The 12870-nt window shown below is 64.8% G+C and carries 10 protein-coding genes; 5 read left to right on the forward strand and 5 right to left on the reverse strand.

The genetic code is table 11. The annotated features are described in order from the left end of the window. Positions 1-40: 40 nt before the first annotated feature. Entirely contained in the window at positions 41-289 is a 249-nt protein-coding gene (locus OG225_RS07020; protein ID WP_405180917.1) for a hypothetical protein, read from the reverse strand. Positions 290-925: 636 nt separating this feature from the next. Between OG225_RS07020 and OG225_RS07025 the strand changes: the two genes are divergently transcribed. The 3 genes from OG225_RS07025 (at position 926) to OG225_RS07035 (ending at position 5339) form a co-directional block, all read left to right on the forward strand. Continuing rightward, positions 926-1396 carry a hypothetical protein gene (locus OG225_RS07025; RefSeq protein WP_405180918.1) on the forward strand — a complete coding sequence of 157 codons (471 nt, stop codon included), beginning with the start codon at positions 926-928 and terminating at the stop codon, positions 1394-1396. Positions 1397-1494: 98 nt separating this feature from the next. Further along, positions 1495-3951 (forward strand): tetratricopeptide repeat protein, encoded by a 2457-nt coding sequence (locus tag OG225_RS07030; RefSeq protein ID WP_405180919.1) that lies wholly within the window; start codon positions 1495-1497, stop codon positions 3949-3951. A 557-nt stretch (positions 3952-4508) separates the two neighbouring features. Further along, the gene (locus OG225_RS07035; protein WP_405180920.1) at positions 4509-5339 is read left to right on the forward strand and encodes a hypothetical protein; all 831 of its coding nucleotides are present in this window, start codon (positions 4509-4511) and stop codon (positions 5337-5339) included. A 158-nt stretch (positions 5340-5497) separates the two neighbouring features. Here the strand turns inward: OG225_RS07035 and OG225_RS07040 are convergent, their stop codons facing one another. Next, the gene (locus OG225_RS07040) at positions 5498-6064 is read right to left on the reverse strand and encodes a recombinase family protein (RefSeq protein WP_405180921.1); all 567 of its coding nucleotides are present in this window, start codon (positions 6062-6064) and stop codon (positions 5498-5500) included. Between the two features lie 248 nt (positions 6065-6312). Continuing rightward, positions 6313-7887 (reverse strand): hypothetical protein, encoded by a 1575-nt coding sequence (locus OG225_RS07045; protein WP_405180922.1) that lies wholly within the window; start codon positions 7885-7887, stop codon positions 6313-6315. Here OG225_RS07045 and OG225_RS07050 point away from each other — a divergent pair. Then, positions 7874-8065, forward strand: a complete 192-nt coding sequence (locus tag OG225_RS07050; protein WP_405180923.1) for a hypothetical protein — start codon at positions 7874-7876, stop codon at positions 8063-8065. The two genes, OG225_RS07045 and OG225_RS07050, sit on opposite strands and share 14 nt — an antisense overlap. 52 nt (positions 8066-8117) lie before the next feature. Here OG225_RS07050 and OG225_RS07055 read toward each other — a convergent pair whose 3' ends face one another. Beyond that, positions 8118-8495, reverse strand: a complete 378-nt coding sequence (locus tag OG225_RS07055; protein WP_405180924.1) for a hypothetical protein — start codon at positions 8493-8495, stop codon at positions 8118-8120. A 208-nt stretch (positions 8496-8703) separates the two neighbouring features. On the opposite strand from OG225_RS07055, the gene OG225_RS07060 reads away from it, so the two are divergent. Next, positions 8704-9609: a hypothetical protein gene (locus OG225_RS07060; protein ID WP_405180925.1), complete on the forward strand. Its 906-nt coding sequence runs from the start codon at positions 8704-8706 to the stop codon at positions 9607-9609. 231 nt (positions 9610-9840) lie between these two features. On the opposite strand, the gene OG225_RS07065 is transcribed toward OG225_RS07060, so the two are convergent. Continuing rightward, positions 9841-12846 carry a tetratricopeptide repeat protein gene (locus tag OG225_RS07065; RefSeq protein ID WP_405180926.1) on the reverse strand — a complete coding sequence of 1002 codons (3006 nt, stop codon included), beginning with the start codon at positions 12844-12846 and terminating at the stop codon, positions 9841-9843. Positions 12847-12870 lie beyond the last annotated feature (24 nt).

Below are 12870 nucleotides of genomic sequence, written 5' to 3' on the forward strand. Positions count from 1 at the left end.
GAACTTTCCGGCATCACGTTCACTATGCGAAGGCCAGCTCTCAGCTGACCGGGACCACGACCGACCCGATGACCGAATACACACCGCCGCTGAAGTTGAGTTGCTCGGCGATGACACTGCGCGATCCAGTGGCAGTCGGTGTCCAGTCGATCGTCGCGACCAGATTCGGGCCTACGGGCGCGATCCCGATTTCGGTGATATCGGCGTTACTCCCAGTCTTGCGGTCGATGAACCGCACCGAGGTGCCCGCAAGCAGAGCTGTCGCCGACACGGCGTACGTCTGCCCCACAGTGTGAGTGTTGCCCGCGACAGTCACTTTTCCGTTGGTGATGTCCGCTGACGCACCAGGCGCGGCCAGCACGAGCGCCGCTGCCGCCCCACTAACAGCGACACCGAACAACCGAGTACGAGTCTCGAGACCAAGCATGGGATTCCCCTCCATCGCCCTCGGCGCTACAGCCATAGCGCCGAGGGCGACGATACCGACAGGTACTGACAGACGACCTCGACCGATATCGGAGCGAAGAAAGATCCCGATGCCGTCACCCCACGGCTAGAGATCGCTGCAGTTGACTCCTCTGGACCGGACAGCTTCCTCGCGAGTGCGACTCGACCGGCCGACACCGCCCACAGCCGATCCTGGCCGCCGATAAGGGCAGGGAATCGGAGGCTAGACCCTGCGGGGTCTTTGGTGTCATGTGCCGGGGCGGGGGCTGGGGTGTGTCGACGAATTTCGGGGTCACGGTGCGGGACTCTCCAACTGAGAGACCGACCAGGATGTGAAAGAAGTTGTGCTGCTTGAATTTATAGCGATTGCGTCCATGTGGGTGAATGTCGTTTTGAGACAGGGGTTCGGATAGGTTGTGCAATTGACCGCCGCGACCAGGCGGCAACGAGCGGGTAACCGAGTGGGAGGTTCGGCGGGGTGGATCCGACGATCATGGCGGCAGCGACAGCTGCCGCGTCAGCAGTGTCGGCTGGTCTGGTGGCGGGGGTGACCGCGACCGCGCAACAGGCGGTCACCGACGCCTATCAGAAGGTGAAAGGTGTACTGACCCGCAAGTATCCGTCGGTGGATGTCGAGATCGTCGAATCACGCCCGCAGGTGGAGTCGCGGCAACTGGTGCTCGCCGAGGAACTCACCGCCGCCGGCGCCGACACCGATACCGAACTCACCGCGCTGGTACAGCAGCTGTGGCATGTCATCGAGCAACATTCCCCGAAGGCCGCCGACCTCGTGGGTGTGAAGTTGACCCGCGTCGAGGCCGGGGAACTCGAGATCCGCGGTATCAAAGCCGCCGGTGCCAGTGGCGTGATCGCCGATCAGGTGAAGGTGACCGGGAAATTCTCGGTGACCGATGTCCAGGTCGCTTCGGAGCTGCCGGACCCTCGGTAGGCGCGGCGGTACCCGGGCCCACACCCACCGCGCACCATCCTGTTCTTTCGGCCACCGATGTCGCGGTCGGCCGCGATTTCATCACCCAGACGCGGGTAATGCAGGTGCCGGTCGAGGCGTACCGACCTATCGCCGAGGTCGAGGCGCCCGCGGGGATCGATAATCTGGAGTCGTGGCCGGGATGGTTCGTCGGCCGCGAGAACGAACTCGATCAGCTGGATACCGCGGTCACCGCTGGCGGGCCGGTGGTCGTGGCTGCGGTGCACGGTCTGGGCGGGGTCGGCAAATCCAGCTTGGCCGCCTACTGGGCCGGCACCCGCCCGCACGGGTGCGCGCCGATCGTGTGGATCCGCGCGGACTCCCCGGCAGGGGTCGAGCAGGGGTTGGCCGGGTTCGCGGCCCGGCTGCAGCCCGCACTGGCCGAGGCGCTGACCGTCGAGGACCTGGCGGAGCGGGGGTTGCAGTGGCTGGCCAGCCATACCGGGTGGCTGCTGATCCTCGACAACGTGGAAGACCCCGCTGACATCGCCGCCATATTGGCGCGGGCCCGGACGGGCAGGGTGTTGATCACCGGTCGTCTCTCGGTGCCGTGGCAGGCCGACGCGGTGGTGATCTCACTGGATGTCCTCACCTCCGACGAAGCCCAGCGCTTGTTGACCGGGTTGATCACCGCGGGCGGCCCGCGTGATCTCGATGGTGTCGCGGAGTTGTGTGAGGCGTTGGGGTATCTGCCGCTGGCGGTCCAGCAGGCCGGGGCGTATCTGGCGCAGGCACGCTTCACCACCCCACGCGCCTACCTGCAGTTGTTGATCGACCAGCCCGGGCCTACCTTCGACCGGGTCGCGGCAGGGACCGAGCCGCAGCGCACGATCGCCCGGATCTGGCGGGTCACCCTGGACCGCATCGCCGAAACCGAACCCGCAGCGGTGGAGTTGCTACGGACCCTGGCCTGGTACGCACCCGACAACATCCCCCTCACCCTCTGCCGCAGCACGACCGATCCGGCGACCAGCGACGCCGCACTCGGCCTGCTGGCGGTCTACAGCATGATCACCCCCGACCCCAGCGGTAGCGGGCTGTCGATCCACCGACTGGTCCAAGCAGTGGCCCGCACCCCCGACACCACCGACCCGCACCGCGACCCTGCCGCGATCGAGCGGGCCCGCACCAGCGCGACCGGCACATTACGCAATTGCCTACCCGACCATGAGGATCCGGCCACCTGGCCGATCTGGCGCGCATTGGTGCCGCACATCGCCGCTCTCACCAGTTACATCCATAGCGACGCCACCCCGGATCTACTTGTCGCGGAGATCCGCAGCCTCGCCGGGCGGTTTCTGCTCGACCAAGGCGTGCACGTGAGCGCGCTGGCCTACCATCATCAGGCCCTCATCGACTTCGATCAGGTGCTCGGTGCCGACCATTCCAGCACCTTGGAGTCCCGGAACGATCTTGCAGAGGCCTACAAGTCCGCAGGCCGGACAGCAGAAGCGATCCCACTGCACGAGCAGAACCTCGCCGACCGCGAGCGGACCCTCGGTGCCGACCACCCCGACACGCTGACCACCCGCAACAACCTCGCCTTGACCTACGAGTCGGCGGGACGGGTATCCGAGGCGATCCCACTGCACGAGCAGAACCTTGCCGACCGCGAGCGGACCCTCGGCGCCGACCACCGCGACACCCTGCGGTCGCGCAACAACCTCGCCAGCGCCCACCAGTCGGAGGGTCGGGTGCGCGAGGCGATACCGCTGCTGGAGCAGAACCTCGCCGACTTCGACCGGGTCCTCGGTCTCGATCACCCCGACACATTGACCTCCCGCGGCAGCCTCGCCTACGCCTACCAGGCGGCGGGGCGGGTGCGCGAGGCGATCCCGCTGCACGAGCAGAACCTCGCCGACAGCGAGCGGGTCCTGGGTGCCGATCACCCCAACACTCTGACCTCCCGCGGCAGCCTCGCCAACGCCTACCAGGCGGCGGGTCGGGTGCGCGAGGCGATCTCGCTGCTGGAGCGGACCCTCGCCGACTTCGAGCGGGTCCTGGGTGCCGATCACCCCGACACATTGACCTCCCGCGGCAGCCTCGCCAGCGCCTACCAGGTGGCGGGGCGGGTGCGCGAGGCGATCTCGCTGCACGAGCGGACCCTCGCCGACAGCGAGCGGGTCCTGGGTGCCGATCACCCCGACACATTGACCTCCCGCAACAACCTCGCCAGCGCCTACCAGGTGGCGGGGCGGGTGCGCGAGGCGATCTCGCTGCTGGAGCGGACCCTCGCCGACAGCGAGCGGGTCCTGGGTGCCGATCACCCCGACACATTGACCTCCCGCAACAACCTCGCCAGCGCCTACCAGGCGGCGGGGCGGGTGCGCGAGGCGATCTCGCTGCTGGAGCGGACCCTCGCCGACAGCGAGCGGGTCCTGGGTGCCGATCACCCCAACACCCTGACCACCCGCAACAACCTCGCCGCCGTCCAGTACCAGCCAACAAACCGGGCAGAACGGCGGCACGCGAAGAAAGGTGGAAGCCCAACTCGTGGAAAGAAGAGGCGAGGGTAATGGTTGATGACCAGACGATTCGTGTCAGAAACAGTTCCCTCGACACCTTCACCGCCACCACAGACCAGGCGTCGTGCATGCATGAGCGGCTACACAGCAGACTGCCCGGCGTCGCTGTAGTAAATGCGGTGTCGGGGGGACAGTGAACCTGCACGGACTCCTCGGACCAGTCGGCTCATGGAAGCCAGCGACCCGCCCAGATCCGACAAGGGGACTTCTGCTGTCGGTTTGGGGTAGAGCCCATCTAGACGTGGGCCGCGGGCATGAACGACGTCAGGCTGAAGTCACTCGACACAATTCCGGACGGTGTCCGGATGATCTCTTACGCCTCTGATCCGCGGGTGGAACGGTGCGCGAAGCGCCACTGGTGTGGGGCTGGGGTACCGATTCGCCCAACGAGTCTCGCCGCCCTGCCCTGCCGCATAGGTGAACCGCTGGCCGCATCGCCCACAGACACCCGGTCCCGTCACGCGGCAGCGGTCCTGATCACAGGTCGGATGAGGCTGTATTCGATGTGTTGAGTGCTCGTAACAGTCTCATGGAGCTACGATCCCGGGGTGTCGTTCCTGCTTGAGGTAGCCACGAACCTCCTTGCGAATATTGTCTTTTGGCTGCTACTTGGATTTCTCTTCTTCATGGGCAGCCGTACCGTTGAAAGCAAGATGGTCCGCTTCTTCGGCTTGGGCCGAAGCCGCCAAATCCAGGTGTTGCTCTCAAATCTTGCGGAACCCTACCCCGACGGCAGGCCCCGGTACTCCCTGTCGCTTCACGAGTTTCAGGCGGCCCAGAGCGTGCACAAACTGTTCGGCGCCGCACCCCTGCGGCTTCCCGAACTGGTGCGTGGGCTGGTCGATGGAATCTGGCTACACCGACAAGTCCAGTGCCAGGTCGATGTCAGCCCGAACACCTCGTCTTCCATTGCTGCGGAGACCGCCCTGGCAAAGAGCTGCATTGTCGTTGGCGGGGCTTCCCGCAACTCCGTCCGTAAGTACGGACTTGAGGATGCAACAGCGAAGGCCACGCTTGCCGGCGAAGGCTTCCCACAGCAACCGGTGCCCATCCCCGGCGAGGAGGTGACGGTCACGATCCGCCACGGTGACGGCAACCTGCAGCAGATCAAAGCATGCAAGAACCTGGCCGTGATCGAGAAGGTGAACCGCACAGGCGGTCACGTCAACTTCTTCTGCCACGGCGTTCGAGCCGACACGTCCTGTCTCGCCGTGGAGTACCTCGTACGAAATTGGAAGCAGATCGCCAAAGACTTCGGCGATGCCGATTTCGTTCTCGTACTGGGTGTTCCCTGGGAAACCGAGTACTTCGTCGGCTATCTCGAGCCCACACGCGAAGCAGCCGTCTTCACAGCTCCGTCCACGCCAGGAACCAGCTAACACACGATCCGGGAATTCTCTCTTGCCGAGGTTACTCGGCATGTCCGGTGTCTGAGGCTGTGCAGGGCACCGTCCCGGCCTGAGGCCAGGCAAGATGACCAGGCCGGAGTAGGCAGCCATAGTCAGGAGCACTCACTCCCGGGTTCCCGACAGGTGACTCAGGCGCGCAGATAGGCGTAGACAGTCTCGCGACTGATCCCGAATTCCCTAGCGAGCAGGGATTTCGGTGCTCCGGCAGCAGCGCGGTCGCGCAACTGATCAGCTTGTTCGGAGGTGAGGGCGGGTTTGCGACCGGTGTAGGCACCGCGAGTCTTGGCCGCGGCGATACCCTCACGTTGACGCTCCAGGATCAGGGAGCGTTCGAACTCAGCGAAGGCCCCCATCACCGACAGGAGCAGGTTCGCCATCGGCGAGTCCTCCCCGGTGAAAGTCAGCGACTCCTTCACGAATTCGACCCGCACGCCCTTGCCGGTGAGCAGCCGCACGAGCCGCCTCAGGTCGTCGAGGTTGCGGGCGAGTCGGTCCATGGAGTGTACGAGGACGGTGTCGCCGGCGCGGACGAAGGCGAGGAGTTCGTCGAGTTGCGGTCGCGCGGTGTCCTTCCCGGAGGCCTTGTCGGTGAAGGTGCGCTCCACCTCGATCCCGTCGAGCTGCCGGACGGTGTTCTGATCGACGGTCGAGACCCTGATGTAGCCGACGCGCATCCCCGAAAGTCCTTCCCGCATCCGATATGTCAGGTTGGACTCTAAGAATCCAGCAGACAAGTGTCAAGTAATGGAAAAACGGACTCTATTCTGACGAAGTTCGTTCCCCGTGAGCGGTGTCAGTTTGGGCTCTACCTCAGTTGGGCATTGTCGTAGGGTGGTGCTGCGGGTCGCCGAGGGCCACCTGCCCCGCGGAACTCACCCCGGATCGACAATCCAGTGCTGCGTTTCCCAGAGCCGGTGCGTGGAGTGGTGCGGAGGCGGTGGGGTTATCGCGGCGGATGGGTGGTGGTCAACCGGGTGGTCTTGGCGGCGGGGTCGGCGGCGGCGGGGATGACGACGATCGGTGTAGGTGTGCCTAGGGGTTTGCCGTGTTCGTCGAAGGAGAAGGTGCCGCTGCAGCCGGGGATTTCGCCGAGTCTGAGGAGTTGGCTGCGGACCTCGTCGTGTGTGGGGTATTTCTCGGAGGCACGGCCGGCGGTTATGGCGGTGTAGATGGCCCGTCTGGCGGTGAAGACGGCGTCATGGGCCAGGCAGGTGTAGGCATCGGGCTGGTCGGGGTGGTCGGGGTGGTCGGGGTGGTCGGGTTTTTTGTTCAGGAGTCCGGATCCGTTGAGGGCTTGGAGGTATCGGAGGAATCCGTCGCGTTCGCCGTCGGGATTGTGGGGGTCGAGGACGCCGGCGGTGACGATCGTGAGGTTGGCGTCGGGTAGCTCTTTGACCATGTCGTTGTCGTTGTCGATGTCGGTCAGCGCCAGAACACCGGTCATGACGACCAGGGGCTCTGTTTTCTTGCAGGTGCGGGCAAGGAGGTCGGCGATGAAATGCTTCAGGTCGGGGACGCGGCCGGCGTAGAGGATGACGCGGGGAGGGTTCTTGCAGATGCCTTCGACGATATGGAAGAACTTACTGGGCGGCTGTCCGGGGCTGGGGTTGTATTCCCCGTCGAACCCGAGGGCTTCGCCTTCTCTGATCCATGTTTTGAGTTGGTCCTCGAAGTTCCCTTTCAGCGAACCGGCGTAGAGGTCGCCTCGACCATTATGGGAATTCTTGTCCCACACGACCTGGGCGGAGCCGCGCCCGTATCGGGGTCCCAGGTAGTCGGCGAGCGCGGCGACGAAGTCGTGGGTGTCGGGTGCCACGCGGATCATCCCGTCGATCTTGGTGTGGTCGAAGTCGTCGGCGGTGACGGTCGCGCCGATGACGGGGATTCCCTTAGCCGTCAACTTCTTCGCGGCTTCCTGGGTGTAGTCCACGCTGGTTCCCAGAGCGATCACCGCGACCAGCCGGCCATCGGCCAGCCGGCCCAGCTTTTCAAACGCGGTCTCCCATAGGTTCTGCCGACGGCCGGAGTTGGCCAGCAACAACCGTATTGGTGGGAACCGTTCGCCCGCCCCCGAGCCTGACTCGTTGACCCGCTGCTGGGCGACGGCGGCGCCGATGAGCATCTGACGCACCTGTTCGCTGGTCATCGGTCTAACCTGCTCCGGCTGCCCCGGTTGCTGTTGTTTCGGTGGACTCAGTGGACCGAGAAGCGCGACGTCGACGTAGCTACCGCTGTCGCTGTAGGTCGCTGCTCGATTCTGGGTCGCGATTCTTTCGATGGCCTCGTTCAGCTCGGGATCGAATTGGTCGGACAACTCCGACCCGGTGACCCCGACACACTCTGCGGGCTCTGCGGGCTTTCCGGGCTCCGCAGGCGGGCTTTGCATCGACAGCCCATCCGCAACACAGGGATCGTCAGCCGAGCGAAGCCACGCCACCACCACCCCGGCCACCAGCACCAGCACCAGCACCAACCCGATCGAGGCCGCGAGCCCGAGCCAGGCCTTGACCCGCGCCACCAAACTGTTGGTCGGCGCGGGATCTAGTTCCGGGTCGTTCACCGGCGACGGCGGCGCTACCGGCACCAGCGGAGGCGGCGCGCCTGGATACCAGTTGTTGATCATGGTCACCGGCCGGGAATTATCGGTATGGGTGATCGAGAAGTCGCGACCGGCGTTCACCCCGTCCAGGTCATAGACCGGCGACCCATCCCGCTCGGGTCCCCCGCCCCGCCGCCCCCACTTTCCGCTCACGGGTGTGAGGCACCACCGCCGTGCCCGGCGTCGAGGTCCTTGAACGACATGTCCCCCTTCGAGGCCAGATCACGCGCCCGCACCGCCGGGCCCGGCGCTCGGATCCCCTCGAACCGCATCGCCCCGTCCGAACGGGCATTGCGCAGATCGACACCCGCCACCGGTGGCGTCCCCGCCGCCGGTGCGGATCCGGTCAGCTGTATCCACAACGACACCGCGAACACCGCGACGGTCAACACCGCCACCAGCGCCCACACCCACCACGGGCCGCCGCCGGTCGCGATGTTCACCGCGACCGCCAACGCCGTCGACAACACCGCCGTCACCGCCGTGGGCGCTACCACCCGCGACCACACCGACCGTCCTGAAACCACACCGACCTCCCCACCGAAATACTTGCCGGACCGATCCTCACATCCCACACCACGACAACCGGCCCCGTTCACCCCGAATGCCGCATACACGCCCCCGATCGTTACAGACCCTGCCGCGCAACCCCTTTCACATCCCGGTCGGTCGCTCGAATCCATCGAACACGGGCAGGGCGAGCCGAGCGGTACGGGACAGCAGGAGCCATCGTCGTTGCGGTCTGCGTTGACGGTGGGGGGTGCGTTGGTATCGCAGGCAGCGGTGCTCGTGCCGGTCCTGTACTACTTCGGGTCGGTCTACACACGGGCGTGGTACGGCTATTTCGGAATCGACCCGGGACTGCTCGGGTTCTCGGTCACCGACTTTCTCCGACGCTCGATCACTCCCGTCTTCTGGCCGGTCGTGGTCGGAATGGTGACACTGCTGGTTCTGGTGTCGGCGCGCGAGGCGCCGGTGATACTCGCCCGCAGGACACGCCACGAGCGCCGCGTCCTTCAGGTCTGGCATGTGGTAGCGATCGTGTTCGGCGCTGCGATGGTCGCACTGCCCCCGATCATCAGAATCCTCGGTGTGCCGTCATGGTTCCCGCACAACAACTACCTCCTGCCGGGATCTCTGGTCATCGGCAGCGTGCTGTTGGGCTACGCCACCACCCTGTACTCGAACAACCCCGACCTGTGGCGCACTCCACCGCGACGACCGCGCCGTCTGACACGCCGACGGACCCGGGAAGCGAACCGGTCGAGCACGGTCGTCATCATGATCGCGCTGTTCACAATCGGATTAGCAGGCTCGTTCTGGACCGTCGGGCAATACGCCTCCGAGCAAGGACTCGACGATGCCCGCAGCACCACCGATTCCGGGTTCCGCGATCTCCCGTCGGTCGTGGTGTTCAGCGTCGACGGACTGGGCATCACCGGCACCGGAGTACAGACCAGAGACATCGACGTTCCCGGCGAGAAATACCGCTACTACTACAGCGGGATACGACTTCTCCACCAAACCGCCGACACCTACTTCCTGATCCCCCAACAGTGGAAACCCGGACACGAACGAGTCCTCCTCATCCCGCGGGCTGACACCATCCGCATCGACCTCGACGCCAGACACGGCAAATAGCGTCCTCACCTGCCCACCTTCAGCGCGTCCCAAAATGGCGCAGGACCGGGCCCGCTGGCCCCGCCCATCACCACCGGCGAATCCGACACTCGACCAACACTTCGGGTCACTCCGGCGAGCCGGTCGCCAAAGGCACGGCCACTGCTGGATCGAAACATTCACGGATAACAGGCCGTTATCTGCAGTAACTCCTTAGCGTGACTTCTCTCGCCGATGTTCCCGGACCCCCGATCAGCTGCTGATGGCGGCTTCGGTCCAGAAGGCTAGTGCTGTGCGTATCTTCGCTGTACTCGGATGGTCAGGGTGGTCGGATTCGGGCAGCTGTTCGAGCTCGCGGAGCAGTTCGGCGTAGCCGTCTCGCGCCCCTGCGGGATCACCGGCGCGACCAGTGAATTCGGCCAGGTTGTCCTGGAGGATGTGCGTCTCAAGAAGATTTTCCTTACCGTAGAGGCGCAGCCGGATCGGCAGCAGTTCTGCGCACAGGTCGCGAGCGGCCGCGTACTCTCTGTTCTCCCCGAGCCAGTAGGCCAGATTCGCCTTGGTCACCAGCGTCGCTGGATGTTCCACGCCGGAGATTCTCTCCCGGTCCCACGCCACTGCGCGGTTGAGTTCGATAGCGCCGGGGAGGTCACCGCAACGCCCCATCCACCAGGCCAGGTTAAGTCTGGCCCACAGGGTATCCGAATGCTCGGGGCCCAGCGCTTCGACGAAGACGGGCACCAACTCCGTGGATATCTGTAATGCCGCGGCAGGATCACCGGCCTCGCCGACCCACCGTGCGTACTGGTCATGGGCACGCACCACGTCGGCATGTGTCGGTCCCAGTACCCGTTCGAGCGCGGGCAGGAATTCGGTGTACTGGTCGCGTGCGCCGACGATGTCACCGGTCTGCCCGATCCAGAAACCCAGGTCGGCCCGCAGCTGGACGACTTTGCGATGTTCAGGGTGGGTGATCCGAGTCTGCAGCGACAGCAGTTCGGTCAGAATCGCGACGGACTGTTCTGCGTCGCCGAGCTGGCCAATCCAGTCGGCGAGTTGTTGTCGCGCGGCGATGGTTTCCTGGTGCTCCGGTCCGAAAACATTCGTGCAATGCGCCGCGAGCGCGGCGAACATATCCCTGGCGGTGTGGGGGTCTCCTGCTTGTCCGGTCCAGTGCGCTAGCCGCGATCTGGCCGCGAGAAGGTAGGTGTTGTCGGGGGGCAGTGCTTCTTCGAAGGTCATCAGCCATCCGGTCCACGAATCGCGGTTGTCTACCGGCCGCCTTCGGGTGTCGAGGTGGTCGAGGAATTCCAAGGCACGCTCGGGGCTTCCGCTCGACAAAAGGTGACGTGGTGCTGCGGCGAGCGCGTATGCGTCGATGTCGGGTTCGTGTGCGGGCTTCTGTCCCGTTTCGGGGGCGAGGAGGTTCGCGAGCACGACATGGGCAGTGCGCACCACTTCGGCTCCGCCGACAGCGGTCATCAGCGGTTGGGTGAATGCGAGATGCGCCAAGCCGACTTTCTCGTCCTGCTGGCCCGGATGCCCGCGAGCGACCAGGATGCCGAGATCGACGATGACATTGTGCAGATGGGGCAGTGGGGTCGAAACGCCCAGTGTTCGCAGGGCAGCGCTGAGCAGTAGTAGCGGGGCGGCCGGTCCGACGCCAACTGCCGTGAGCAGCGCCACCAGCGGCCCAGATACCGCCGCGTGAGCAGGACGACCGGCGGTGGTGTGAAAACGACGCTCCACCAACCTGTCGAGGTTCATCATATGGTCCTGATCGGAGGTCCAGTCGATCTCGGCGAGGAGCCGGGGTATCAGCCAGCCGCCTCCTGTCACATCAACGGCGATCCCTGCCAGCATCGCGTCGAGGCCGGCAGGCAGTTCCCTGTCGGCGCTGGCAAGTGCGGCAATCACCTCCGGTAGCGACGGTGACAGCACCGGGAAGACCCGCGCGTGGGCGAGTTCGGAGCGGGTTTCCACACCAGTTCCGGAGCGAATACCGATAATGACCCGCACGTGAGGCAGCCGTTCGTCGGTGCTGAGCGTGGCCACCGCGGCGACAATGCCGTCGCGGCCGGCTTCCTCTGGTTGATCGAGTCCGTCGATGAGCAATCGGATGCGTCGGCCGGGTGCGCGAAGTTGCTGCAGTGGGCGAACGATGGCGATCTCGAATTCGCTGAATCGTTCGTTATCGGTCAGCGCTTCGAGCACTCTCGCGCGTGCAGAACTGAATTCGGTGCCGAATCTGGTATCCAATTGGGCCGTGACCTCGGCGATCATCGTCTCAACCGAGCTGGTCAGATCGAGAAATACTGCGGCGGTGACGAATTCCGGGCTCAGTCCGCCCAGCGCTGGTACCAGCGCTGGGCGCAGAAGCAGCGCCATGATGGTGGACTTGCCCGATCCCGCCGGACCCACGACCGCCTGCAAACGGTCGCCTGCGGATTCGACCATCGCCGCGAGGATCTCCTCCACTGCCGTGGTCGGCGTAACCGAGTACAGCAGGTGGTCCACCAAACCTGCAGAGGGTCTTCCGGTTGCCGCGTCACGGCTGCGAGCCCGATTCGGTACGAGCCATAGTCCGAGATCGCCTCGCTCTACTCGGGCGCCGTTGAACGACAGGTGGCGCGGTGTCTGCCACTGGCAGGCTGCGTTGATCGCGGGGGTCAGGTCACCGCACAGCAGGTTGGTGCCGCTGGTGTCGAGACCGGAATCGAAGGTTCGTAACAAAGTCTGGGTAAAGCAGCCGTCGTAGGCATTGCCGCGATCCGAAGCCACCAGCAACTCCCAACGTCCTGCGGCTTTCTCCATGATCCGCACCCAGCGGTTGCCCGCGCCAAGCGACCCGCTCCCCGCCTCGCAGGCGTCTACAAGCACGATCAGCCCGTCCAGTGTCTGGGTCAGGCCCAACTGTTCGGCAACCACATTGACAAGATGCAGGCCAGCATCCGAGTCGATAGGCTGCTCGGAATCGCTGGCAAGCAAGTAGAAGTCGTCATCACCTGTGGTGAAGCCGTGACCGATGAACGCTACAAGCAATGTGGCGCGGAAGTTGTCAGCCTGCCGGAACGCCGCCTTCAAGAGACGCTTGAACTGGCCTATCGTCGGGTCGAGCACCGGCCCATCACTGAGCGGCAGCCACCGGCCGTTGGTGGTAAGAGTCGAGTAGAGCGCTGTGGCGAGTTCGCTGGTGAAGCCGAGGTGCCCGAACTCCGCGCTTTCCGACCCGATAATTAGGGCCACTCTGTCTGCCATAGGTAAGACTTTCTTGTGAGCTCG

Source organism: Nocardia sp. NBC_01377, from assembly GCF_045040005.1.
Lineage (GTDB): Bacteria > Actinomycetota > Actinomycetes > Mycobacteriales > Mycobacteriaceae > Nocardia > Nocardia noduli.